General features: G+C 60.9%; 28 protein-coding genes. 21 read left to right on the plus strand and 7 right to left on the minus strand.

Annotation, left to right across the window (positions count from 1 at the left end; translation table 11 throughout):
• Nucleotides 1-11: 11 nt before the first annotated feature.
• The 16 genes from rpsN (at nt 12) to bfr (ending at nt 9,656) form a co-directional block, all read left to right on the plus strand.
• Nucleotides 12-317: a 30S ribosomal protein S14 gene (gene rpsN / locus DK261_RS14135; protein WP_003228726.1), complete on the plus strand. Its 306-nt coding sequence runs from the start codon at nt 12-14 to the stop codon at nt 315-317.
• A 208-nt stretch (nt 318-525) separates the two neighbouring features.
• Nucleotides 526-918: a 30S ribosomal protein S8 gene (gene rpsH, locus DK261_RS14140; RefSeq protein WP_003228724.1), complete on the plus strand. Its 393-nt coding sequence runs from the start codon at nt 526-528 to the stop codon at nt 916-918.
• A 12-nt stretch (nt 919-930) separates the two neighbouring features.
• Nucleotides 931-1,464, plus strand: a complete 534-nt coding sequence (gene rplF, locus DK261_RS14145) for a 50S ribosomal protein L6 (RefSeq protein WP_007924185.1) — start codon at nt 931-933, stop codon at nt 1,462-1,464.
• Between the two features lie 10 nt (nt 1,465-1,474).
• Nucleotides 1,475-1,825 carry a 50S ribosomal protein L18 gene (rplR, locus tag DK261_RS14150; RefSeq protein ID WP_003186037.1) on the plus strand — a complete coding sequence of 117 codons (351 nt, stop codon included), beginning with the start codon at nt 1,475-1,477 and terminating at the stop codon, nt 1,823-1,825.
• 3 nt (nt 1,826-1,828) lie between these two features.
• Nucleotides 1,829-2,329 carry a 30S ribosomal protein S5 gene (gene rpsE, locus DK261_RS14155; RefSeq protein ID WP_007924184.1) on the plus strand — a complete coding sequence of 167 codons (501 nt, stop codon included), beginning with the start codon at nt 1,829-1,831 and terminating at the stop codon, nt 2,327-2,329.
• A 2-nt stretch (nt 2,330-2,331) separates the two neighbouring features.
• Nucleotides 2,332-2,508 carry a 50S ribosomal protein L30 gene (gene rpmD / locus DK261_RS14160; RefSeq protein ID WP_003176408.1) on the plus strand — a complete coding sequence of 59 codons (177 nt, stop codon included), beginning with the start codon at nt 2,332-2,334 and terminating at the stop codon, nt 2,506-2,508.
• 3 nt (nt 2,509-2,511) lie between these two features.
• Complete coding sequence (gene rplO / locus DK261_RS14165; protein WP_007924183.1) at nt 2,512-2,946, plus strand: 50S ribosomal protein L15; 435 nt, start codon at nt 2,512-2,514, stop codon at nt 2,944-2,946.
• On the plus strand, nt 2,947-4,275 hold the full coding sequence (gene secY / locus DK261_RS14170) for a preprotein translocase subunit SecY (RefSeq protein WP_007924182.1): 1,329 nt from the start codon (nt 2,947-2,949) through the stop codon (nt 4,273-4,275). It begins immediately after the preceding gene.
• 24 nt (nt 4,276-4,299) lie between these two features.
• Complete coding sequence (gene rpmJ / locus DK261_RS14175) at nt 4,300-4,416, plus strand: 50S ribosomal protein L36 (RefSeq protein WP_002555468.1); 117 nt, start codon at nt 4,300-4,302, stop codon at nt 4,414-4,416.
• Between the two features lie 130 nt (nt 4,417-4,546).
• Nucleotides 4,547-4,903, plus strand: coding sequence for a 30S ribosomal protein S13 (gene rpsM / locus DK261_RS14180; protein ID WP_009045849.1), 357 nt, complete (start codon nt 4,547-4,549; stop codon nt 4,901-4,903).
• Between the two features lie 30 nt (nt 4,904-4,933).
• Entirely contained in the window at nt 4,934-5,323 is a 390-nt protein-coding gene (rpsK, locus tag DK261_RS14185; RefSeq protein WP_007924177.1) for a 30S ribosomal protein S11, read from the plus strand.
• Between the two features lie 18 nt (nt 5,324-5,341).
• Complete coding sequence (gene rpsD, locus DK261_RS14190; RefSeq protein ID WP_003176404.1) at nt 5,342-5,962, plus strand: 30S ribosomal protein S4; 621 nt, start codon at nt 5,342-5,344, stop codon at nt 5,960-5,962.
• A gap of 22 nt (nt 5,963-5,984) precedes the next feature.
• Nucleotides 5,985-6,986: a DNA-directed RNA polymerase subunit alpha gene (gene rpoA / locus DK261_RS14195; RefSeq protein ID WP_007924176.1), complete on the plus strand. Its 1,002-nt coding sequence runs from the start codon at nt 5,985-5,987 to the stop codon at nt 6,984-6,986.
• 42 nt (nt 6,987-7,028) lie between these two features.
• A complete protein-coding gene (gene rplQ / locus DK261_RS14200; RefSeq protein WP_007924175.1) occupies nt 7,029-7,415 on the plus strand; it encodes a 50S ribosomal protein L17 in 387 nt (128 codons plus the stop codon).
• 171 nt (nt 7,416-7,586) lie between these two features.
• The gene (locus DK261_RS14205) at nt 7,587-9,035 is read left to right on the plus strand and encodes a catalase (protein ID WP_016702645.1); all 1,449 of its coding nucleotides are present in this window, start codon (nt 7,587-7,589) and stop codon (nt 9,033-9,035) included.
• A 156-nt stretch (nt 9,036-9,191) separates the two neighbouring features.
• A complete protein-coding gene (gene bfr, locus DK261_RS14210; protein ID WP_007924173.1) occupies nt 9,192-9,656 on the plus strand; it encodes a bacterioferritin in 465 nt (154 codons plus the stop codon).
• A gap of 93 nt (nt 9,657-9,749) precedes the next feature.
• On the opposite strand, the gene uvrA is transcribed toward bfr, so the two are convergent.
• Complete coding sequence (gene uvrA, locus DK261_RS14215; RefSeq protein ID WP_016702646.1) at nt 9,750-12,584, minus strand: excinuclease ABC subunit UvrA; 2,835 nt, start codon at nt 12,582-12,584, stop codon at nt 9,750-9,752.
• 180 nt (nt 12,585-12,764) lie between these two features.
• Here uvrA and DK261_RS14220 point away from each other — a divergent pair, with 180 nt between their 5' ends.
• Complete coding sequence (locus DK261_RS14220) at nt 12,765-14,159, plus strand: MFS transporter (protein ID WP_009051114.1); 1,395 nt, start codon at nt 12,765-12,767, stop codon at nt 14,157-14,159.
• 9 nt (nt 14,160-14,168) lie between these two features.
• Nucleotides 14,169-14,681 carry a single-stranded DNA-binding protein gene (locus DK261_RS14225; RefSeq protein ID WP_009045846.1) on the plus strand — a complete coding sequence of 171 codons (513 nt, stop codon included), beginning with the start codon at nt 14,169-14,171 and terminating at the stop codon, nt 14,679-14,681.
• A gap of 137 nt (nt 14,682-14,818) precedes the next feature.
• Here the strand turns inward: DK261_RS14225 and DK261_RS14230 are convergent, their stop codons facing one another.
• Nucleotides 14,819-15,373 carry a cysteine hydrolase family protein gene (locus DK261_RS14230; protein WP_009051113.1) on the minus strand — a complete coding sequence of 185 codons (555 nt, stop codon included), beginning with the start codon at nt 15,371-15,373 and terminating at the stop codon, nt 14,819-14,821.
• 103 nt (nt 15,374-15,476) lie between these two features.
• Here DK261_RS14230 and DK261_RS14235 point away from each other — a divergent pair, with 103 nt between their 5' ends.
• The 3 genes from DK261_RS14235 (at nt 15,477) to DK261_RS14245 (ending at nt 18,519) form a co-directional block, all read left to right on the plus strand.
• On the plus strand, nt 15,477-16,484 hold the full coding sequence (locus DK261_RS14235; protein ID WP_016702648.1) for a GlxA family transcriptional regulator: 1,008 nt from the start codon (nt 15,477-15,479) through the stop codon (nt 16,482-16,484).
• 180 nt (nt 16,485-16,664) lie between these two features.
• Nucleotides 16,665-17,774, plus strand: coding sequence for a DUF3182 family protein (locus DK261_RS14240; RefSeq protein WP_038635583.1), 1,110 nt, complete (start codon nt 16,665-16,667; stop codon nt 17,772-17,774).
• On the plus strand, nt 17,764-18,519 hold the full coding sequence (locus DK261_RS14245; RefSeq protein WP_110175872.1) for a S9 family peptidase: 756 nt from the start codon (nt 17,764-17,766) through the stop codon (nt 18,517-18,519). The genes DK261_RS14240 and DK261_RS14245 overlap by 11 nt, the downstream gene beginning before the upstream one ends.
• 72 nt (nt 18,520-18,591) lie before the next feature.
• Here the strand turns inward: DK261_RS14245 and DK261_RS14250 are convergent, their stop codons facing one another.
• The 5 genes from DK261_RS14250 to DK261_RS14275 all read right to left on the minus strand — a co-directional run bounded on the left by DK261_RS14250 (nt 18,592) and on the right by DK261_RS14275 (nt 24,084).
• On the minus strand, nt 18,592-19,587 hold the full coding sequence (locus DK261_RS14250; protein ID WP_110175873.1) for a lysylphosphatidylglycerol synthase domain-containing protein: 996 nt from the start codon (nt 19,585-19,587) through the stop codon (nt 18,592-18,594).
• Nucleotides 19,574-20,875: a cardiolipin synthase ClsB gene (gene clsB, locus DK261_RS14255; protein ID WP_016702651.1), complete on the minus strand. Its 1,302-nt coding sequence runs from the start codon at nt 20,873-20,875 to the stop codon at nt 19,574-19,576. The genes DK261_RS14250 and clsB overlap by 14 nt, the downstream gene beginning before the upstream one ends.
• Complete coding sequence (locus DK261_RS14260; protein ID WP_016702652.1) at nt 20,872-21,669, minus strand: endonuclease/exonuclease/phosphatase family protein; 798 nt, start codon at nt 21,667-21,669, stop codon at nt 20,872-20,874. The genes clsB and DK261_RS14260 overlap by 4 nt, the downstream gene beginning before the upstream one ends.
• Nucleotides 21,666-22,592 (minus strand): DUF72 domain-containing protein, encoded by a 927-nt coding sequence (locus tag DK261_RS14265; protein ID WP_110175874.1) that lies wholly within the window; start codon nt 22,590-22,592, stop codon nt 21,666-21,668. The genes DK261_RS14260 and DK261_RS14265 overlap by 4 nt, the downstream gene beginning before the upstream one ends.
• Nucleotides 22,593-22,872: 280 nt before the next feature.
• Nucleotides 22,873-24,084 carry an MFS transporter gene (locus tag DK261_RS14275; protein WP_101283705.1) on the minus strand — a complete coding sequence of 404 codons (1,212 nt, stop codon included), beginning with the start codon at nt 24,082-24,084 and terminating at the stop codon, nt 22,873-22,875.
• Between the last annotated feature and the right edge of the window lie 42 nt (nt 24,085-24,126).

The following is a 24,126-nucleotide window of genomic DNA, read 5'->3' on the forward strand; positions in this document are numbered from 1 at the left end:
GGAGTAGGAAAATGGCCAAGAAGAGCATGAAAAACCGTGAGCTGAAGCGTCAGCTCACCGTTGCCAAGTACGCCACCAAGCGTGCAGCGCTGAAAGCTATCATCGTCGATCTGAACGCAAGTCCAGAAGCGCGTTGGGAAGCTACCGTAGCTCTGCAGAAGCAGCCACGTGACGCGAGCGCTTCGCGCATGCGTAACCGCTGCCGCCTGACTGGTCGTCCGCACGGCGTTTACCGCAAGTTCGGCCTCGGCCGTAACAAGCTGCGTGAAGCTGCAATGCGTGGTGACGTACCAGGTCTGGTTAAAGCCAGCTGGTAATAGCTATCAAAGTCGCGGTGTTCGGGGTCGCAAGATCCTGACCACCGGTGACCTTGAACATGAATCAAGCCCCTTTTGGGGCTTGATTCATTTCTGGGGTGTGTCTAGAATGACCGGCTCGCCTGAGCCCGTGTTTTTTGCCCGGAATTTCTCGGCGACAAGCTGTAGCCGCAAGGCTCATTTTTTTTGTATCAGGAGCGTCTAGCCCATGAGTATGCAGGACCCGTTAGCGGACATGCTAACTCGAATCCGTAATGCCCAGATGGCTGAAAAGTCCGTCGTAAGCATGCCGTCTTCCACGCTGAAGGTGGCTGTAGCAAAAGTCCTGAAGGACGAAGGTTACATCGCGGGTTATCAGATCAGCAGCGAAACTAAGCCACTGCTGTCCATCGAGCTGAAATACTTCGAAGGCCGTCCGGTCATCGAGGAAGTGAAGCGCGTTAGCCGTCCAGGCCTGCGTCAGTACAAGTCCGTTGAAGATCTGCCGAAAGTTCGTGGCGGTCTCGGCGTGTCTATCGTCTCCACCAACAAAGGTGTGATGACTGATCGTGCTGCGCGCGCTGCCGGTGTCGGCGGCGAAGTTCTTTGCACTGTGTTCTAAGGGGGGATAAGCATGTCTCGCGTCGCTAAGAACCCCGTTAAGCTGCCAGCTGGTGTTGAAGTTAAATTCGCCGGCCAACAGCTTTCGGTGAAGGGTGCCAAGGGCACTCTCGAACTGAACGTACACTCGTCCGTTGAAATTGTTCAGGAAGCTGGTGAGCTGCGTTTCGCTGCTCGCAATGGCGACCAACAAACTCGCGCAATGGCCGGTACCACTCGTGCGTTGGTAAACAACATGGTCCAAGGCGTAAGCCAAGGCTTCGAGCGCAAGCTCCAGCTGGTCGGTGTTGGTTACAAAGCGCAAGCAAAAGGCACAGTGCTGAACCTGGCCCTTGGCTTCTCGCATCCAGTGGACTACGAGCTGCCGGAAGGCATCACCGCTGAGACTCCTAGCCAGACCGATATCCTGATCAAGGGCATCGACAAGCAGCTGGTAGGTCAAGTGGCCGCTGAGATCCGCGACTTCCGTCCACCAGAGCCTTACAAAGGTAAAGGTGTGCGCTACGCGGACGAAGTCGTCCGTCGTAAAGAAGCCAAGAAGAAGTAGGGCATAGCAAATGACCGACAAAAAAGTTACTCGACTGCGTCGCGCTCGCAAAGCACGCCTGAAAATGCACGAACTCGAAGTCGTGCGTCTCTGCGTGTTCCGCTCTTCGCAGCACATCTACGCCCAGGTCATTTCGGCCGACGGCAACAAAGTCCTGGCAAGCGCCTCGACTTTGGATAAAGAACTGCGTGATGGCGCCACTGGCAACATCGACGCGGCCACTAAGGTTGGCCAGCTGGTCGCTACGCGTGCAAAAGCCGCTGGCGTCTCGCAGGTGGCTTTCGACCGCTCTGGCTTCAAGTACCACGGCCGCGTCAAGGCGCTGGCTGATGCTGCTCGTGAAGCTGGGCTGGAGTTCTAAGTTATGTCAAATAACGACCAAAAGCGCGACGAAGGCTACATCGAGAAGCTGGTTCAAGTTAACCGCGTAGCCAAAACCGTAAAAGGCGGCCGTATCTTCACTTTCACCGCGTTGACCGTGGTTGGTGATGGTAAAGGTCGCGTTGGCTTCGGCCGTGGCAAGTCGCGTGAAGTGCCTGCTGCGATCCAGAAGGCAATGGAAGCTGCTCGCCGCAACATGATCCAGGTTGATCTGAACGGCACCACTCTGCAGTACGCAATGAAGTCCGCTCACGGCGCTTCGAAGGTGTACATGCAGCCTGCTTCTGAAGGTACCGGTATCATCGCTGGCGGCGCTATGCGTGCTGTCCTCGAAGTTGCTGGCGTTCAGAACGTTCTGGCCAAGTGCTACGGCTCGACTAACCCAGTAAACGTGGTTCACGCCACTTTCAAGGGTTTGAAAGCAATGCAGTCCCCTGAATCCATTGCCGCCAAGCGTGGCAAAAGCGTCCAGGAGATCATCTGATCATGGCTACCGTTAAAGTAACGCTGATCAAAAGCATGACCGGCCGTATCCCTAACCACAAACTGTGCGTTAAGGGTCTGGGTCTGCGTCGCATCGGTCACACTGTAGAAGTCCAGGATACTCCCGAGAACCGCGGGATGATCAACAAGGCTTACTACATGCTGCGTGTCGAGGGTTAATCGATGAAACTCAATGATCTGAGTCCAGCGCCGGGTTCCCGTCGCGAAAAGCATCGTCCGGGCCGTGGTATCGGTAGTGGTTTGGGTAAGACTGGTGGCCGTGGTCACAAAGGTCAGACTTCCCGCTCCGGTGGCACCATTGCTCCAGGCTTTGAAGGCGGTCAGCAGCCGCTGCATCGTCGCCTGCCGAAGTTCGGTTTCGTATCCCTGAAAGCCATGGATCGCGCAGAAGTGCGTCTGTCCGAGTTGGCTAAAGTGGAAGGCGACATCGTCACCGTGCAGTCCCTGAAAGATGCCAACGTGATTAACCAAAACGTACAGCGTGTGAAAATCATGCTGTCCGGCGAAGTTACTCGCGCTGTGACTATCAAGGGCATCGCAGCCACCAAAGGTGCGCGTGCGGCTATCGAAGCAGCTGGCGGCAAGTTCGAGGAATAAATGGCTAAGCAAGGTGCTCTCTCTGCGCTCGGCAAAGGCGGTATGTCTGAACTCTGGGCTCGTCTGCGTTTTCTGTTCTTGGCGATTATCGTCTACCGAATAGGCGCACACATCCCGGTTCCAGGTATCAACCCTGACCGACTCGCAGACCTGTTTCGACAGAATGAGGGGACCATTCTTAGCTTGTTCAACATGTTTTCCGGCGGCGCGCTGGAGCGGATGAGCATCTTTGCACTGGGGATCATGCCGTACATCTCGGCATCGATCATCATGCAGCTGATGACCGCCGTCAGCCCGCAGCTGGAGCAGTTGAAGAAGGAAGGTGAAGCTGGCCGTCGCAAGATCAGCCAGTACACCCGCTACGGCACTGTCGTCCTAGCTCTTGTTCAGGCCATCGGCATGTCCGTTGGCCTGGCAGGGCAGGGCGTTGCGTTCACTGGTGACTTTGGCTTCCATTTCGTCGCGGTATCCACTTTTGTGGCTGGTGCGATGTTCATGATGTGGCTGGGTGAGCAGATTACTGAGCGTGGTGTTGGCAACGGTATCTCGATGTTGATTTTCGCAGGTATCGTCGCCGGTCTTCCGAGAGCGATCGGGCAGTCTTTCGAGTCTGCGCGTCAGGGTGATATCAACATTTTTGCCCTGGTTGCCATCGGTTTGCTGGCAGTAGCGATTATCGGTTTTGTGGTGTTCATTGAGCGTGGTCAGCGTCGTATTGCTGTTCACTATGCCAAGCGTCAGCAGGGCCGCAAGGTGTTTGCTGCGCAGACTAGCCACTTGCCGCTGAAAGTGAATATGGCAGGCGTTATTCCTGCTATTTTCGCGAGCAGCATTTTGCTGTTCCCGGCTTCGTTGGGTGCCTGGTTCGGTCAGTCTGAAGGTATGGGCTGGTTGCAGGACATCTCGCAGTCGATCGCTCCTGGTCAGCCGTTGAATATTCTGCTGTTTAGTGCAGGGATTATTTTCTTCTGCTTCTTCTATACGGCGTTGATGTTCAATCCGAAAGACGTAGCGGAAAACCTGAAGAAGTCCGGTGCCTTTATTCCGGGCATCCGTCCAGGTGAGCAGTCGGCGCGCTACATTGATGGCGTTCTGACCCGCTTGACCATGTTCGGTGCTCTATATATGACGGCCGTCTGCCTGTTGCCCCAGTTCCTGGTGGTTGCAGCAAACGTTCCGTTCTACCTTGGCGGGACCTCGTTGCTGATCGTGGTCGTGGTTGTTATGGACTTTATGTCGCAAGTACAATCGCACCTCGTTTCGCACCAGTACGAATCCCTGATGAAGAAAGCCAACCTGAAGGGTTACGGCAGCGGCATGCTGCGCTGACCCATAAGGTTCGAGGAGTTGGTGATGAAAGTTCGTGCATCGGTGAAAAAGCTGTGCCGTAACTGCAAGATTATTCGCCGCGAAGGTGTTGTTCGAGTAATTTGCAGCGCGGAACCGCGTCACAAACAGCGCCAAGGCTGAGTGTGATTGTGCTTCAAGCCCAGCAGCTAGTGCGCTGCTGGGTTGATTATTTGTTATTACAGCGATATTATCTCGCGCCCTATTTCTTGGCTTCCGGGGCGTAGGTAGCTGTCAATTGGAGTCCCACTGAATGGCCCGTATTGCAGGCGTTAACATTCCAGATAACAAGCATACTGTTATCTCGCTGACCTACATCTATGGTGTTGGTCGCACGACTGCGCAGAAAATCTGTGCAGAGACTGGGGTCAACCCAGCCGCAAAGATCAAGGATCTGAGCGACGAGCAAATTGAACAGCTGCGTGGCGAAGTGGCGAAGTTCACCACTGAAGGTGACCTGCGTCGCGAAATCAACATGAAAATCAAACGCTTGATGGATCTGGGCTGCTACCGCGGTCTGCGCCATCGTCGTGGTCTGCCAGTACGCGGTCAGCGTACCAAGACCAACGCGCGTACTCGCAAAGGTCCGCGTAAGCCGATCCGCAAGTAATCGCACCAGCGAATCGACAGGAATTTAGTCATGGCAAAACCTGCTGCTCGTCCTCGTAAAAAGATTAAAAAGACAGTGGTTGATGGCATCGCCCACATCCACGCGTCTTTCAACAACACCATCGTGACCATCACCGACCGTCAAGGTAACGCTCTTTCCTGGGCAACCTCCGGTGGTTCGGGTTTCCGCGGTTCCCGCAAGTCCACCCCGTTCGCTGCTCAAGTAGCTGCTGAGCGTGCTGGTCAAGCTGCGCTGGAATATGGCCTGAAAAACCTCGACGTTAACGTCAAGGGCCCAGGTCCAGGTCGTGAATCCGCAGTCCGCGCTTTGAACGGCTGTGGCTACAAGATCGCCAGCATCACCGACGTGACGCCAATCCCGCACAACGGGTGCCGTCCGCCGAAGAAGCGCCGCGTGTAATCCAGGAGATTGTAAAGAATGGCTCGTTACATTGGTCCAAAATGCAAACTGGCTCGTCGCGAAGGCACCGATCTCTTCCTGAAGAGCGGCGTGCGCGCTATCGAATCCAAGTGCAACATCGAAGCAGCACCTGGTATCCACGGCCAGCGCCGCGGTCGCCAGTCCGACTACGGCACCCAACTGCGTGAAAAGCAGAAGGTCCGTCGTATCTACGGCGTTCTCGAGCGTCAATTCAGCGGCTACTACAAAGAAGCTGCTGGCAAGAAAGGTGCAACCGGTGAGAACCTGCTGCAACTGCTTGAATGCCGTCTGGACAACGTTGTATACCGTATGGGCTTCGGTTCGACTCGTGCCGAATCCCGTCAGCTGGTATCGCACAAGTCGATCAGCGTAAACGGTCAGACCGTTAACGTTCCGTCCTACCAGGTTCGTGCTGGTGACGTGGTTGCTGTTCGCGAGAAAGCAAAAAACCAACTTCGCATTGTCCAAGCTCTCGATCTGTGTGCCCAACGTGGCCGCGTAGAATGGGTAGAAGTAGACACTGAGAAGAAGTCGGGCGTTTTCAAGAACGTTCCAGCTCGCAGTGATCTGTCCGCCGACATCAACGAAAGCCTGATTGTCGAGCTCTACTCCAAGTAAGGGCTAGAAAATAGGTGCATCCATGCAGATTTCGGTAAATGAGTTCCTGACACCCCGCCATATTGATGTGCAGGTTGTCAGTCCAACCCGCGCCAAGATCACCCTCGAGCCTCTCGAGCGTGGTTTTGGCCACACCCTGGGCAACGCGCTGCGCCGCATCCTGTTGTCCTCAATGCCCGGCTGTGCAGTAGTCGAGGCCGAGATTGACGGTGTGCTCCACGAGTACAGCGCCATCGAAGGTGTACAGGAAGACGTAATTGAAATCCTGTTGAACCTTAAAGGTCTGGCTATCAAGCTGCACGGCCGTGACGAAGTTACGCTGACCTTGTCGAAGAAGGGTTCGGGGGTGGTTACCGCTGCCGATATTCAGCTGGATCATGATGTCGAGATCGTTAACCCCGATCACGTAATCGCTAACCTGGCGTCTAACGGCGCCCTGAACATGAAGCTCGTAGTAGCTCGTGGTCGTGGTTATGAACCGGCAGACTCGCGTCAGAGCGATGAAGACGAAAGCCGCAGCATCGGTCGCTTGCAGCTTGACTCTTCGTTCAGCCCGGTTCGCCGTATCGCATACGTGGTGGAAAACGCCCGTGTCGAGCAGCGTACCAACCTGGACAAGCTGGTTATTGATCTGGAAACCAACGGTACCCTGGATCCTGAAGAGGCTATCCGTCGTGCTGCAACCATCCTGCAACAGCAGTTGGCTGCGTTCGTCGACCTCAAGGGTGACAGTGAGCCAGTGGTAATCGAGCAGGAAGACGAGATCGATCCGATCCTGCTTCGCCCGGTTGACGATCTGGAACTGACTGTACGTTCGGCTAACTGCCTTAAGGCGGAAAACATTTACTACATCGGCGACCTGATTCAGCGTACCGAAGTAGAACTGTTGAAGACTCCGAACCTTGGCAAGAAATCCTTGACTGAAATCAAGGACGTTCTGGCCTCCCGCGGTCTGTCCCTCGGCATGCGCCTCGACAACTGGCCGCCTGCAAGTCTTAAGAAGGACGACAAGGCGACTGCCTGATCGTCGTAATCACCGAACGTTGTGTTTGGTAAGGAATGAACCATGCGTCATCGTAAAAGTGGTCGTCACCTGAGCCGCACCAGCTCGCACCGCAAGGCCATGTTCCAAAACATGGCGGTGTCGCTGTTCGAGCACGAGCTGATCAAAACTACACTGCCGAAAGCCAAAGAACTGCGCCGCGTTGCTGAGCCGCTGATCACTTTGGCCAAGACAGACAGCCTGGCTAACCGCCGTCTGGCTTTCGACCGTACTCGTTCGAAAGCTATCGTTGGTAAGCTCTTCAACGACCTGGGCAAGCGTTACGCTACCCGTGAGGGTGGCTACCTGCGCATCCTCAAGTGCGGTTTCCGCGCTGGCGACAACGCGCCTATGGCGTACGTCGAGTTGGTTGATCGTGCTGTCGGCGGTGAAGCTGTATCCGCTGAATAAGACGTCAAATACAAAGAACCGGGCCTAGTGCCCGGTTTTTTGTGTCTGTTGTATTAGAAAAATACTATCGATAGTAATCATTTAATGCATTTGATGCTGTCATCTTGATGGTCGATACTCCTCGTCAGCCGATTAGCCGGCAGTTCCAAGACTGACAGAGGAAGATTGAGCATGAGCCAAAACAAAACGCTTACCACCGCAAGTGGCGCTCCAGTCGCCGATAACCAGAATTCCCGTTCTGCTGGCCCTCGTGGCCCGCTGCTGCTCGATGATTTTCATCTGATCGAGAAGCTTGCCCACTTCAACCGTGAAAACATTCCTGAGCGTCGCGTGCACGCCAAGGGTTCGGGTGCCTACGGTACTTTCACTGTGACCCGCGACATCACCGAATACACCAGCGCCAAGCTTTTCGAGTCCGTAGGTAAGCAAACCCCTACGTTCCTGCGTTTCTCGACCGTAGGTGGCGAACGTGGCTCGGCTGATACCGAGCGTGACCCACGCGGCTTTGCCCTGAAGTTCTATACCGAAGAAGGTAACTGGGACATCGTTGGCAACAACACACCTGTGTTCTTCATTCGCGACCCGCTGAAGTTTCCCGACTTTATCCACACCCAGAAACGTCTGCCGCAGAGCAACCTGAAGAGCGGCCAGGCAATGTGGGACTTCTGGTCGCACTCGCCTGAAGCGCTGCACCAGGTCACCATCCTGTTCTCGGATCGCGGGATTCCGGACGGCTATCGTCATATGCACGGCTTTGGCAGCCACACCTACAGCCTGATCAACGCCAAAGGCGAGCGTCACTGGGTGAAATGGCACTACAAGACCAAGCAAGGCATCAAGAACCTGGCGCCGGCCGAGGCTGCCCGCCTGGCGGGTACCGACCCGGATTACGCCCAGCGTGACCTGTTCAACGCGATCGAGCGCGGCGACTTCCCGAAATGGAGCGTGTGCATTCAGATCATGACCGAGGCTGAGGCTGCCGCTCATTACGAGAACCCGTTCGACGTGACCAAGACCTGGTCGCAGAAGGAGTTCCCGCTGATCGAAGTCGGTGAGCTGGAGTTGAACCGCAATCCACTGAACTACTTCGCGGAAGTCGAGCAGGCTGCCTTTGGTCCTAGCAACATGGTTCCGGGTGTCGGCCTGTCGCCGGATCGCATGCTGCAAGGCCGCGTATTCGCTTACGCCGACGCTCATCGCTACCGTGTTGGCACCAACCACCAGCAACTGCCGGTCAACGCCCCACGCAGCCCAGTGAACAGCTACCAGCGTGACGGCGCCATGGCCTTTGGCAGCAATGGCGGCGCGGCACCGAACTACGAGCCGAACAGCTACGCCGACGCGCCGAAACAGGCTCCTCGCTACGCAGAGCCGGCCTTGGCACTCAGCGGTGCGGCGGATCGTTACGATCACCGCGAAGACACCGACTACTACAGCCATGCAGGCGCTCTGTTCCGCCTGATGAACGATCAGCAGCAAGCCCTGTTGATCAACAACATCGCCGGTGCGATGGCGGGTGTCAGCTCGGATGTGGTTCAGCGTCAGCTGCAACATTTCTTCAAGGCTGACCCGGCTTATGGAGAAGGTGTCGCAAAGGCGTTGGGTGTACAGCTTAACTAAGTCTAAACGATAAGCAGAACCGCCCTCATTTGGGCGGTTTTTTGCGTTTTTTCGGCTACTTTTCTCTGGAATTCTTCACTTTGTTAGCGTTTTTACAGTGACCTGCAAGTCAGCTTGGTTCAAAATACAGACTTTCAAGCAGGGAGATGTAGGGCGATGCAAGGTCACCCGGACGTAATCGATTACCTCAACACGTTGCTGACGGGCGAGCTGGCAGCACGTGACCAATATTTCATCCACTCGCGTATGTATGAAGACTGGGGCTTCAGCAAGCTCTACGAGCGCATCAATCACGAGATGGAAGAAGAGACTCAACACGCCGATGCATTGATGCGCCGCATCCTGATGCTCGAAGGCACGCCACGCATGCGCCCTGACGATCTGGATATCGGCACCACCGTGCCGGATATGTTCGCCGCTGACCTGCGCCTGGAGTACAAGGTCCGCGCAGCACTGTGCAAGGGCATCGAGCTGTGCGAGAAGCACAAGGACTATGTCAGCCGCGACATCCTGCGTGTGCAGTTGGCCGATACCGAAGAAGACCATACCTACTGGCTGGAAAAGCAGTTGGGTCTGATCAAGTCGATCGGTCTGGAAAACTACCTGCAGTCGCAGTTCTGATGCGCTAGCCCTTTCCTGCAGGCAACTGCAGGGCTCTGACGGGCACAAAAAAGCCCCTGCCATTTCCCAATGGCAGGGGCTTTTTCATGGGGCTCAGGCCCGGTCGCGGGTCAGCAGTGGCTTGAGGTAGTAACCGGTATGGGATTGCGGCATCTCTGCCAATTGCTCCGGTGTACCTACGGCAATGATCTGACCACCCTTGGAACCGCCTTCCGGCCCCAGGTCCACCAGCCAGTCGGCAGTCTTGATCACATCCAGGTTGTGCTCGATCACCACCACAGTGTTGCCGTGGTCGCGCAGGCGATGCAGAACGTCCAGCAACTGCTGGATATCGGCGAAGTGCAGGCCGGTGGTTGGCTCGTCGAGGATGTAGAGGGTCTTCCCTGTATCGCGCTTGGACAGCTCGCGAGACAGCTTGACCCGCTGCGCTTCACCGCCGGACAAGGTCGTCGCCGACTGCCCCAGCTTGATATAGGACAGCCCCACGTCCATCAGCGTCTGCAGCTTGCGCGCCAGTGCCGGCACCGGGTCGAAGAACTCCCGCGCTTCCTCGATGGTCATTTCCAGGACCTCGTGGATGCTCTTGCCCTTGTATTTGATCTCAAGGGTTTCGCGGTTGTAGCGCTTGCTCTTGCACACATCGCACGGCACGTAGATATCCGGCAGGAAGTGCATTTCCACCTTGATCAGGCCGTCGCCCTGGCAGGCTTCGCAGCGTCCGCCCTTGACGTTGAAGGAGAAGCGGCCCGGACCGTAGCCGCGCGAGCGCGATTCGGGAACCCCGGCAAACAGTTCGCGAATCGGCGTGAACAGCCCGGTGTAGGTCGCCGGGTTGGAGCGGGGGGTGCGACCGATCGGGCTCTGGTCGATATCCACCACCTTGTCCAGGTGCTGCAGGCCGTTGATGCTGTCGTGCGCAGCGGCTTCCAGCGTGGTCGCGCCGTTCAGCGCCGTGGCACTGAGGGGGAACAGGGTGTTGTTGATCAGGGTCGATTTGCCCGAGCCGGAGACACCGGTCACGCAGGTCAGCAGGCCGATCGGAATCTCCAGGTCGACGTTGCGCAAGTTGTTGCCGCGGGCCCCCTTGAGGGACAGCGAAAGCTTCTTGTTGCGTGGCGTACGCTTGGCCGGCACGGCGATTTTCACCCGACCGGAGAGGTACTTGCCGGTCAGCGAGTCGGGATGGGACATCACCTCGTCGGGAGTGCCCTCGGCGACGATCTGCCCGCCATGCACGCCGGCGCCCGGGCCGATGTCCACCACATAGTCGGCCAGGCGAATGGCGTCCTCGTCGTGTTCGACCACGATCACCGTGTTGCCGATATCCCGCAGGTGTTTCAGGGTGCCCAGCAGACGGTCGTTGTCGCGCTGGTGCAGACCGATGGAGGGTTCATCGAGGATGTACATCACTCCTACCAGGCCGGCGCCGATCTGGCTGGCCAGGCGGATCCGCTGCGCCTCGCCGCCGGACAGGGTGTCGGCGCTGCGATCCAGGGTCAGGTAGTCCAGGCCGACGTTGACCAGGAACTGCAGGCGCTCGCGGATCTCCTTGAGGATCTTGTCGGCGATCTCGCCACGGCGTCCGGTCAGCGACAAGGTGCCGAAGTAATCGGTGGCATCGCCGATCGGCAGGCTGGTGACGGCCGGCAAAGTCTTCTCGCCGACCCACACGTGGCGTGCTTCACGACGCAGGCGGGTACCACGGCAGTCCGGGCACGGCTGGGTGCTGAGGAACTTGGCCAGCTCCTCGCGCACGGTGGCCGATTCGGTCTCGCGGTAGCGACGTTCCAGGTTCGGCACGATGCCTTCGAACGGGTGGGAGCGCTTGACGATATCGCCACGATCGTTGAGGTACTTGAAGTCGACGTTCTGCGTGCCGCTGCCGTTGAGGATGACCTTCTGCTGGTCGGCCGGCAGCTGGTTGAACGGTACTTCCAGGCTGAAGCCGTAATGCGACGCCAGCGAGCCGAGCATCTGGAAGTAATAGACGTTGCGCCTGTCCCAGCCGCGAATCGCCCCTTCGGCCAGGGTCAGCTCGCCATTGACCAGGCGCTTGATGTCGAAGAACTGCTTGACCCCCAGGCCGTCGCAGGTCGGGCAGGCACCGGCCGGGTTGTTGAAGGAGAACAGCTTGGGTTCCAGTTCGCTGATGGCGTGGCCGCAGATCGGGCAGGCGAAGCGCGCGGAGAAGATGATTTCTTCGCCGGGTTCGTCGTCCATTGGCGCCACCAGGGCGATACCGTCGGCCAGCTTCAGCGCGGTCTCGAACGACTCGGCCAGACGCTGCTGCAGGTCGGTGCGGACCTTGAAGCGGTCGACCACCACATCGATCGAGTGCTTTTTCTGTTTATCCAGCTTCGGCAACTCATCCAGCTCGTAGAGCTTGCCGTTGACCCGGGCGCGAACGAAGCCCTGGGCACGCAGTTCCTCGAAGACCGACAGGTGCTCGCCCTTGCGCTCGCGAATCACCGGCGCCAGCAGCATCAGCTTGCTGCCTTCCGGCTGGGCCAGCACCAGGTCGACCATCTGGCTGACGGTCTGGGCTTCCAGCGGGATGTCGTGATCCGGGCAGCGTGGCGTACCCACGCGTGCATACAACAGGCGCAGGTAGTCGTAGATCTCGGTGATGGTGCCGACGGTGGAGCGCGGGTTGTGCGAGGTGGATTTCTGTTCGATGGAAATCGCTGGCGACAAACCTTCGATGGTGTCGACGTCGGGTTTTTCCATCATCGACAGGAATTGCCGGGCATAGGCCGACAGCGACTCGACATAACGGCGCTGGCCTTCGGCATACAAGGTGTCGAACGCCAGAGACGATTTGCCGGATCCGGACAGGCCGGTGATGACGATCAGTTTGTCCCGTGGCAGGGTCAGGTCGATGTTCTTCAGGTTGTGGGTTCGGGCCCCACGAATCAGGATCTTGTCCAAAGTGGCCTCGCTCGGCGGGCGTCGAAAACGTAGGAGTATAAGGGCAAATACTGGATGGATGCACACTATCAAATGAGGTCTGTGCAGCCGTAGATGAAACCTGCGCGGCAAAGCGTCGCCATATACCCCGTCAATCGATCGGACTGGTAGAATCGCCGCCGGTTCACACGAGGTTTTTCCATGCATGATCCCCACAGCGAGCGCATGAGTGGCGCCGAGACCCGCGCGGCAAGCGGTCTGGCCCTGGTGTTCGCCTTCCGTATGCTTGGCATGTTCATGGTGTTGCCGGTCCTGGCGACCTATGGGATGGATCTGGCAGGAGCGACCCCTGCCCTGATCGGGTTGGCGATCGGCGCTTACGGCCTGACCCAGGCGATTTTCCAGATCCCGTTCGGGATCATTTCCGACCGTATCGGTCGTCGTCCGGTGATTTACCTGGGGCTGATCGTCTTTGCCCTGGGCAGTGTGCTGGCGGCCAACGCCGACTCGATCTGGGGCGTGATCGCCGGGCGCATCCTGCAGGGTGCCGGGGCGATTTCCGCGGCGGTCATGGCGCTGTTGTCGGACCTGACCCGCGAGCAGCACCGCACCAAGGCCATGGCCATGATCGGCATGACCATCGGCCTGTCCTTTGCCGTGGCCATGGTGGCCGGCCCGCTGCTGACCCGCGCTTTCGGTTTGTCCGGGCTGTTCTTCGCCACCGGCGGCATGGCGCTGCTGGGCATTTTCATCGTTGCCTTCATGGTGCCGCACTCGACCGGCCCATTGCAGCACCGTGAGTCCGGGGTCGCGCGCCAGGCGCTGTTGCCGACGCTCAAGCATCCGGACCTGTTGCGCCTGGATCTTGGTATCTTCGTGTTGCATGCGATGCTGATGTCGAGCTTCGTCGCCTTGCCGCTGGCCCTGGTGGAAAAAGCCGGCCTGCCCAAGGAACAGCACTGGTGGGTCTACCTCACCGCGCTGTTGATCTCCTTCTTCGCCATGATCCCGTTCATCATCTACGGCGAGAAAAAACGCAAAATGAAACGAGTTCTGCTGGGCGCGGTCAGTACGCTGCTGCTCACCGAGCTATTCTTCTGGGAGTTCGGCGACAGCCTGCGGGCGCTGGTGATCGGCACGGTGGTGTTCTTCACCGCGTTCAACCTGCTGGAAGCTTCGCTGCCGTCGCTGATCAGCAAGGTTTCACCGGCCGGCGGCAAGGGCACGGCCATGGGGGTCTATTCCACCAGCCAGTTCCTCGGTTCGGCGCTGGGTGGCATTCTCGGCGGCTGGTTGTTCCAGCATGGCGGTTTGTCGGTTGTGTTCCTGGGGTGTGCAGGACTTGCTGCCCTGTGGTTGGCCTTTGCTGTTACCATGCGCGAACCTCCTTACGTGACGAGCCTGCGCTTGCCGTTATCGCCCGAAGCGATCCGCGAAGCCGGTCTGGTCGAGCGCCTGAAGGCCGTTGTTGGGGTAACAGATGCAGTGATGGTGGCCGAAGAAGCCGCCATTTACATCAAATTGGACACCGAATTATTGGATCGCGCGACCCTCGAGCAGCTGGTCAACCCAGCCCGATCGGCGTGTGAAGCCTAGGAGAACGTTATGGCCCGTGGGGTTAACAAAGTCATATTGGTCGGCACTTGCGGCCAGGATCCTGAAGTTCGCTACCTGCCTAACGGTAACGCCGTGACCAACCTGAGTCTGGCCACCAGCGAACAGTGGACCGACAAGCAAACCGGTCAGAAGGTCGAGAAGACCGAGTGGCACCGTGTGTCGATGTTCGGCAAGGTCGCGGAAATCGCCGGCGAATACCTGCGCAAAGGTTCGCAGGTCTACATCGAAGGCAAGCTGCAGACCCGCGAGTGGGAAAAAGACGGCATCAAGCGCTACACCACTGAAATCATCGTCGACATGCAGGGCACCATGCAGCTGCTGGGCGGCCGTCCACAGGGCGACCAGGGCCAGGGCATGGGCAACTCCGCGCCACGTCCGCAGCAGTCGCGTCCACAGCCTTCGCAGGCGCCACAACGCGAATCGCGTCCAGCGCCTCAGCAGTCCTCGCCACAGCCGGCGCAGAACTTCGACGACAGCTTCGATGACGATATTCCGTTCTAAGAGAGCCCTCTCGGCAACGGCATGAAAAAGGCCCGTAGCGCGCAAACGCTACGGGCTTTTTGCTTTCTATCTATCGCAAGTTCGGTGCTGGGGACTCCGTTGTCCCAGAGCCTCCAGCAAGGAACGGCCCGACAGAATCAGCGGCTGCCTGCCAGAAACTCATCGGTGGACACCACGCTGGCGTAGGCGAACCCGAGGGACGACATGAATGCAGCGTGGACCTGGGCCGCTGGCACCACCACACCATTGAATTCGAGGTCGCGGGTGGCGCAGGCGTCATGGATCACTGTGACGCCATAGCCCAGGTCGGCGGCAGCGCGGGTGACGCCGTCGATGCACATGTGACTCATGCTGCCGACCACCACCAGTTGTTCGATGTCGTGTTGGTCGAGAATGGCTTCGAGCTCGGTTTCGCGGAACGAATTGACGAAGTGCTTGAGCACCACCGGTTCGTCGGCGCGGTTGCTGACCTTGGGATGCAGTTGTGCGCCGCTGGAGCCGGGGGTGAAGAACGGCGCGCTGTCGGAAGTGAATTCGTGGCGGATGTGCACCACCTGCTGGCCGCTGTCACGGAAGGCTTGGATCAGCCGCGCGGCGTTGTCGGCGGCGGCTTCGACGCCCACCAGGGGCCACTTGCCGTTGGGGAAGTAGTCGTTCTGGATATCGACTACGATGAGCGCTTGCTTGGCCATGGGTGTGTCCTCTGAAGTAGTGGCTGGCTGTGGAGTCCAGTATTGGCTCCGGCGGGCCGGTCGAGGATTGGCCGCACCGACAATAGCAGGGGGAAAACTGACAATGGGTATGGAAAGCGCAGTCGCCGAGCTGGGCGTGCTGATCTATCCCGGGGCACAGATGGCCGCGGTGCATGGCTTGACCGACCTGTTCGGGGTCGCCAACCGTATCGCCGCCGAACAACGCAGTACGCAGTTGCCGCTGTTGCGCATCAGCCACTGGCAGGCGCAGGCCGACCAGGCGCCTATACGGGTATACGACAGTCACCCTGATGTTGAGGGGCCATTGCTGGCGGTGCTGATCCCACCCTCGGTGGCCGGCTTCTCCCGGGCGCAGGCACCGCAGGCGCTGACCCAATGGCTGCGCCAGCAGCATGCCAATGGCGCGACCCTGGGCGGGGTCTGTGTCGGCTCGATCCTGCTGGCCGAAAGTGGCCTGCTCGACGGTCGCAGTGCCACCACTCACTGGACCTCGGCGAAGCAGTTCGCCGAGCGCTACCCGAACATCCGCCTGAACGCCGACAAGCCGATCGTCGACGATGGCGACCTGATCACCACCGCCGGCCTGATGGCCTGGTCCGAACTCGGGTTGCGCATGGTCGACCGCCTGCTAGGCCCGAGCATCGCCAGCGGCACCGCGCGTTTTCTGGTGATCGAACACAGCGACAGCGCCAGCCAGTGCGGCAGTAACTTCGCGCCGATCCTCGGCCACGGCGACGCGGCGATCCTCAAGGTGCAGCACTGGCTGCAGGCCAATGGCGCGGTGGACGTTTCCCTCGCCGTCATGGCGCAGCAGGCCGGGCTGGAGGAACGCACCTTCCTGCGGCGCTTTCGGGCCGCCACCGGGCTCAAGCCCACCGAATATTGCCAGCACCTGCGGGTGGGCAAGGCCCGGGAAATGCTCGAGTTCACCAACGGCACCATCGACCATATCGCCTGGACGGTCGGTTACCAGGATCCGGGGGCGTTCCGCGCCACCTTCAAGAAGATCACCGGGCTTGCGCCCAGCGAATATCGCGCGCGTTTCGGCGTGACGCCGCCGACACCGCTGGCGCGGGCCGGGCAGGGCTGAGCCCGCGAGTCGTGCAAAATACCGGGCGGCGCCGGCCGATCGTGCAAAATAAGACAGGCCCAATGCCAGCAACGATGGTGTAGAGCGCTTATCCAGGGGCTATTCGACTCCCCCCGGGCCTTGGCGTGATCCCTGCACCCTTCCTTGTACATTCACCACGCCGATGACGAAGGGGGACGCATGACCCCGACGCAACGCAAGAAACGGGTGGTCGCCCACTCGGTCCACCCTGGGGCCTCGCAGCATGTCGTGGAGACCAATCGCGCGCTGGCCCGGTGGCTGGCGCAAATCCTCGGGCTGGAGTTCGCCGGTGACTACGACCCGCTCGTGCATGGCCAGGACGAGCTGTACCTGTTGCCGACGCAGACCATCGTCGGCCCTGCCGCGGCCCGGCAATTGCGGGTCACGGGGCCGGACGACCTGTGGGGCGGGTATGTCGAGCATGACTTTATCTGCACCAAGGCCATCACCCATGGCTTGCTGAACAAGAACGCCGTGGCCCCGCCGGGGTGGGCGCCGCTGTTCTCCCGGCGGGTGCGCAATGTGGTGCTGGACGGCCTGAGCGTGTTCTCCCTGAACGATGCCCGGCCAGCGGCCAGCCATTTGCTTTACAGCGGGCCGATCCGCATGAAGCCGATCCATGCCTGCGCCGGTCGTGGCCAGCAGGTGATCGAGAGCCTGGAGCTCTTCGACGAGCTGCTGACGCAACCGGACGTCGCCCGGCAGTTCAATGAAGGCGTGGTCCTGGAGCAGGACCTGCAACAGGTGGTCACCTACAGCGCCGGCCAGTCCTTTATCGCCGGCCATGTCCTCAGCTACTGCGGCCAGCAGTACCTGACCGAGGACGCCGACGGCGAGCAGGTCTACGGTGGCTCCGAGCTGTTGGTGGTGCAGGGGGGCTACCCTGAGTTGCTGGCGCTGCCACTGCCGCCGGACGTGCGCCAGGCGGTGCAGCAGGCCCGGGTTTTCGACGCCGCCGCCGATGAGGCCTATCCGCGGTTTTTCGCCTCCCGGCGCAATTACGACATCGCCCAGGGCCTGGACGCCGAAGGCCGGCAGCGCAGCGGCGTACTCGAGCAATCGTGGCGCATGGGCGGTGCCAGCAGCGCCGAAGTGGCGGCTTTGCAGGCCTTTATCGACCATCCGGGCATGCGCGTGATTCGTGTGTCCGCGGTGGAAACCTATGTCGACCAGCCTTTGCCGGCCGATGCCATCGAGGTCTATCGCGGGCCCGCGGAGCACAGTGACTTTCTTCTCAAATATGCAACGGTCCAATCCTATGACGGCTAGAAGCGAAAGCATTCAAATCGACATCGATGACGAGCAGATGAGCGGGACCTTCCTCACTCCCAGGTCGAAAGTCCCCGGCGTACTGTTTGTCCACGGCTGGGGCGGTAGCCAGGAGCGCGACCTGGAGCGCGCCCGGGGCATCGCCGGGCTGGGTTGCGTGTGCCTGACCTTCGACCTGCGGGGCCACGCCGGCAGCGGTATCCCGCTGAACCGCGTGAGCCGCGAAGACAACCTGCGCGACCTGTTGGCGGCCTATGACCGCCTGCTGGCCCACCCGGCCCTTGATACCTCGGCAATCGCCGTGGTGGGCACCAGTTACGGTGGCTACCTGGCGAGCATCCTGACCTCGCTGCGACCGGTGCGCTGGCTGGCGCTGCGGGTCCCGGCGCTGTACCGCGACGAAGCCTGGAACAGCCCCAAGCGCGACCTGGACAAGGCCGACCTGCTGGATTACCGCAGCAGCCTGGTGCGCATGGACAGCAACCGGGCGCTGCATGCCTGCGCGGCGTTCACCGGGGATGTGCTGCTGGTGGAGTCGGAGACCGACGAGCATGTGCCACACGCCACCATCATGAGTTACCGCGCGGCCTGCCAGCAGACCCATTCCATGACCCACCGGATCATCGACGGCGCCGACCATGCCCTGAGCAATCCCGTGTCGCAGCAGGCCTACACCTCGATCCTGGTGGACTGGATCACGGAAATGGTGGTGGGAGAACGGTTGAGCATCATTCAGTCGCAATAGTCGGGAGCGCTGGTTGAATGAGGTGCGCAAGCTCGCTCCCGGAGAGGAACGCGCGCGTTTGTCGCGATAGCGTCAGCCGCCTTTGCGCGGCTTTTTCTCCACGTGCAACGCCTTGGCCCTGGCCTCTACCAGCAGGTACATCAGCAGCGCGATCAGCAGCGGCAGGATGAAGTAGATCGCCCGGTAGGCGATCAACCCGGCCAGCAGGCTGCCGCGGGACACCTCATGTTGCAGCAGGGCGATGAACACCGCCTCCAACACCCCCAGCCCCGCCGGAATATGGGTGATGACCCCGGCGATGCTGCTGATCAGCAGCACCCCGAGCACCACCGGGTAATCGAGCTTGCTGGGCAGCAGGGTAAAGATCACCGCTGCCATCAGCGACCAGTTGAGCGCGCCCAGGGCCAGTTGCAACAGGGCCATGTGCAACGAGGGCAGGTTGATCTCGACCCCGCGTATCGACCACTCGCGCCGCCGGGAAAACCGACAGGCCGCCAGGTAGCCCACGCCCAGCACCAGCAGCAGGACGCCCACCCCCTGTAACGCGCCGTTGCTGAGCTGCCAGCCGGGCGGCAACTTCATCAGGCCACTGGCGAACACGGTGCCGGCCAGGGCCATGTAGCCGAACCAGTTAGTGGCCAGGCTCAGGCCGAGGATCTTGGCGATGTTGCCGGTGCTCACCCCGAGCCTGGAGTACAGCCGGTAGCGCATGGCGATCCCGCCGACCCAGGCGCTGAGGTTGAGGTTGAAGGCATAGCTGATGAACCCCACCGGCAGGATCTGCCGCCAGCCGAGGTTCTGCCGGATGTAGGTGCGCCCGATCAGGTCGAAGCAGGCGTAGACCAGGAAGCTGGCCAGGGTCAGGCTCGCGGCGATGACCAGGGTACGCACCTTGAAGTCGGCCAGGGTGCCAAGCACTTCGCTCCAGTCGATGCGCCGGGCCAGCAGGGTGAACAGCACGATCAGCAGCAGGAAGAAGGCGATGGTCAGCGGTTTCTTCAGGCGTTGCCAGCGCGACCGGGCATGCGACGCGGCGGGCGTCGAGCCATGGGCGTCAGTGCGGCTCATGGGGCGACTCCCGCTGGGGGGCGGCCTGGCCGAAGGGCTTCAATAGCGGCTTGTGGGCGGGCAGCCAGCCGGCCCAGGCCGGAAAGTGACGCAGGATGTGAAACACCAGGAAGCCCACGGTCAGGCGCCACAGGCGGCCGCGGCCGGAGCCCTTGGCCGGCATGGCCTGGCAGTGGTCGCGGCTGAGCCGGTCGAGGCGCTCGAACAGGTCGTGATTGAAGGCCCGGTCGCGGATCAGCACATTGGCTTCCAGGTTCAGCGACAGGCTCAGCGGGTCGAGATTGCTCGAGCCCACGGTGCTCCAGTCGTCGTCCACCAGCGCCACCTTGCCGTGCAGTGGCCGTTCGCAATATTCGTAGATGGTCACGCCATCCTTGAGCAGGTAGTCATAGAGCATGCGTGCCGCCAGCCTGGCCACCAGCATGTCCGGCTCGCCCTGCAGGATCAGCCGTACCTCGACGCCACGGCGCGCGGCGTTGCGGATCTCGCGCAGCAGCCGATAGCCGGGGAAGAAGTAGGCATTGGCGATTACCACCCGCTGCCGGGCCCCGCGCAGCACCAGGCGGTAGACCTCTTCGATATCGCTGCGGTGCAGGCGGTTGTCGCGATAGACCAGGCGTACCTGGCCGTCATGGTCGGTCAGGGCCAACTGCGCGCGGCGCTGCCGGCGGCGTTGCCACCAGTAGCGGGCGCGGGCCGGGCGGTCGCCTTGCAGCAGGGCGAAATGGTGGATATCCACCACCGCCGGCCCCTGGATCTCTACCGAGTAATCCTGTTTGGCCTGGGGGCCGAAATCGGCCAGGTGATCGGCGGAGAAGTTGATCCCGCCGACAAAGGCGATGGCGCCGTCGACCACCACTATCTTGCGATGCAGGCGGCGGAACCAGTTGGTGCGCACCCCGAAAATCGGCTGCGCCGGGTCGAATATCTGCAAGCGCACCCCGGCGTTGCTCATGGCGGCAAGGAACTCGGTGCTCAGTTCGCCGCAACCGAAGCCGTCCAGGCTGACAGTGACCCGTACGCCACGCTGTGCGGCCTCGATCAGGATGCGGTGCAGCTCATGGCCGACCTTGTCCTCGAAGAGAATGAAGGTCTCCAGCAGGATCTCGCTCTGCGCCTGGCGCAGCACTTCGAACACCCGGGGGAAATAGGCTTCGCCATTTTCCAGCAGCACCACCCGGTTGTTGCTGTGCCAGCCATATTCGAGGTCCATCCGTGGCGGCTCGTGGGCCAGCCCGGCATCGGGCAGGCTGTCCACCGTGGTTTTTTCCAGGGGCATGTCGTTCATAGCTCGACCTCGACCGACAGCGGCGCGTGATCGGAGAGATGGGACCAGGGATGGGTGTCCAGTACCTGGGGCCGGTGGACCTTCAGATGACGCACGTAGATCCGGTCCAGCCGCAGCAGCGGCAGGCGCGCGGGGAAGCTGCGCGCTGGCTTGCCGTGCAGGCTGACAAAGGCCTCCCGCAAGCCACTGGGCGCGAGCCGTGCATCGGCGCGCAGCCGCCAGTCGTTGAAGTCGCCGGCGACGATCAAGGGCGCATCGACGGGTAGCTCGGCGATCAACTGCAGCAGCAGATCCAGCTGTTGCTGGCGATGGCTTTCGCGCAACCCCAGGTGCACGCAAATGGCATGCACTTCCAGGGCATCGCCGGGCAGGCGCAGCACGCAATGCAGCAGGCCGCGGCTCTCGTGCCCGGACAGGGAGATGTCGAGGTTGTCGTAGCGAATGATCTGGAACTTCGACAGCAGCGCATTGCCGTGGTCGCCAGCCGGGTACACCGCATTGCGCCCATAGGCGAACTGCGGCCAGATGCTGTCGGCGAGGAACTCGTATTGCGGCATGCTCGGCCAGTTGTTGTAGCGCTGCGGGTGCTGGTCGTGGGCGCCGTGCACCTCTTGCAGGAACACCACATCCGCCTCCACGCTGCGCACCGCCTCGCGCAGCTCGGGCAGGATGAAGCGCCGGTTCAGGGCGGTGAAGCCCTTGTGGGTGTTCACCGTCAGCACCGTGAAGCGGCGCGCGGCGGCAAGCCCGATCGCGGGTGGTATCGGGCTGTTGGCCGACTCGTCATGGCTCATGGCAGCACCCCGGGCGGGGCCGGCTCGCCGGGCGTCGTCGCCAGCGCCTTGTCGAGCCCGAAGCGCTGCAGCAACCGGCGGGCATCGAAGGGCGCGCGGACCTTGAGGTCATTGTCGAAATAGCAGAACACCTCCCGGCTCTTGCGCACCCTGGGGGTATGCCGGGCGTCGATCAGCCGGGCATCGGCGGGTTGTTTGCCGTTGTGCCAGGCCTCGATCCGGTCGCCCCAGCGCTTCAGGGCCTGGGGCGTATAGCCGCTGGCATACAACGCCTTGTCGCCATGCAGCCGCAGATAGACGAAATCGCCGGTCAGGTCCTCGCAATAAGGCCACTTGCCGGCGGTGTCGGCCACCACCAGCGCCACACCGTGCTGGCGCAGCAGGTGCGGGAATTCGGGCACGGCAAAGCTTGCATGGCGGATTTCCACGGCATGGCGCATGGCTTTTTTGCCGTAGGCCTTGGTGCTGGCGTGGCCGTTCAGGCGTGGTTCGTGCTGGCGGGCGAGGGCGGCGGCCTGTTCGGTATCGGCGGGCAGTTGCTGAAGAAAGGCGCCGAACAGCTCGGCGTCGAACTGAAAACTCGGTGGAAACTGCCAGAGGATCGGCCCGAGCTTGTCCTTGAGCTCCAGCACGCCCGAGGCGAAGAAGTTGGCGATCGGCTTGTGCACGTCCCGCAGCCGCAGGATATGGGTGATGTAGCGCGGCGCCTTGACGCTGAACACGAAGTCCCTGGGGGTATCGGCATACCAGTCGGCATAACGCTCGGGGGTCTGCAGCGCGTAGAACGAGCCGTTGATTTCGATGCTGTTGACCGCGCGCGAAGCGAATTGCAGCTCGCGCTTGTGCGTCAGCCCCTCGGGGTAGAAGTCTCCACGCCAGGGCTTGTAGCGCCAGCCGGAAATACCGATATGAATCGCCGCCATGTCCGCTCCCGTCTCAGGGTCTTCGAACCGCCTCTGTCTTTTGATGACTGCCCGGCTGACGGGAAAGTTTCGACCTTCCTACGGACGGCACTTTCCACCTTTGTAGGAGCGAGCTTGCTCGCGATGGACGTTAACGATAACGCGTGTTGAGTGGATGAACGCGGCGCTCTCAGGTCCATCGCGAGCAAGCTCGCTCCTACAGTGGCGCCACTATCGTCCTTAACTGATCGGCACTAGCCGGCCAGGGCTGCGTTTTTCTGCTTGGGGCCTGCTGGCGGGCTCAGTGCCCGACCACCACCCGGCTCGAACCCTCGGCCGGTTCGGCGTACACCGGGCCGAGGCGATCCAGGCGCCCGCTCCAGGCGGTCAGGGCCAGGGCGCCCAGCACCACCAGGCCACCGATCCAGGCGGTGTGGATCAGCCCCAGGTGGGCGACGATCAGGCCGCCACCCCAGGCGCCGCCGGCGATGCCGAGGTTGAAGGCGGCGATGTTCAGGCCCGAGGCCACGTCTACCGCCTGCGGGGTGTGGTGTTCGGCCTGGCGCACCACGTAGACCTGCAGGCCCGGTACGTTGCCGAAGGCCACGGCGCCCCACACCAGCACGGTGGCCAGTGCCAGCCACGGGTTGCCGGCGGTGAAGGTGAGCAGCAACAGCACGCCGGCCAGCAGGGCGAAGATGATCTTCAGGGCGCTGATCGGGCCGCGCTTGTCCGCCAGCTTGCCGCCCCAGATGTTGCCCACGGCGACCGAGATCCCGTAGACCAGCAGCACCAGGCTGACGGTGCTGGCGCTGAAGCCGGAAATGTCCTGGAGAATCGGCGCGAGGAAGGTGAAGGCGATGAACGAGCCGCCGTAGCCCACCGCGGTCATGGCGTACACCAGCAGCAGGCGCGGTTGTTTCAGCACTTGCAGTTGTTGCAGCAAGGACGCCGGTTTGCTGTGGGCGATGTTTTTCGGCACGTAGATCAGGCTGCCGATAAAGGCGATCACACCCAGCGCCGACACGGCGAGGAAGGTTTCGCGCCAGCCGAAATGCTGGCCGATAAAGGTCCCCAGCGGCACACCGGTGACCAGGGCCACGGTCAGGCCGGTGAACATGATGGCAATCGCGCTGGCGGCTTTCTCCTTGGGCACCAGGCTGGTGGCGATGGTCGAGCCGATGGAGAAGAACACGCCATGGGCCAAGCCGGTGACGATGCGCGCCAGGACCAGGGATTCATAGCTGGGCGCTTGCCAGGCCAGCAGGTTGCCGAGGGTGAACAGCACCATCAGCGACAGCAGCAACAACTTGCGCGGGACCTTGCCGGTCAGCGCGGTGAGCACCGGCGCGCCGACAGCGACGCCCAGGGCGTACAGGCTGACCAGCAGCCCGGCGGACGGCAGGCTGACGCCGAGGTCGGCGCCGATGGTGGGTAACAGGCCAACGATGACGAACTCGGTCGTCCCGATGGCGAAGGCGCTGAGGGTCAGCGCGAGCAAGGCAATGGGCATGGCTGCAACTCCGGTGGATTCGATAATGGAGCGCAGTGTCCG

It is taken from the genome of Pseudomonas sp. RW409 (genome assembly GCF_003184125.1).
GTDB classification, from domain to species: Bacteria; Pseudomonadota; Gammaproteobacteria; order Pseudomonadales; family Pseudomonadaceae; genus Aquipseudomonas; species Aquipseudomonas chlororaphis_I.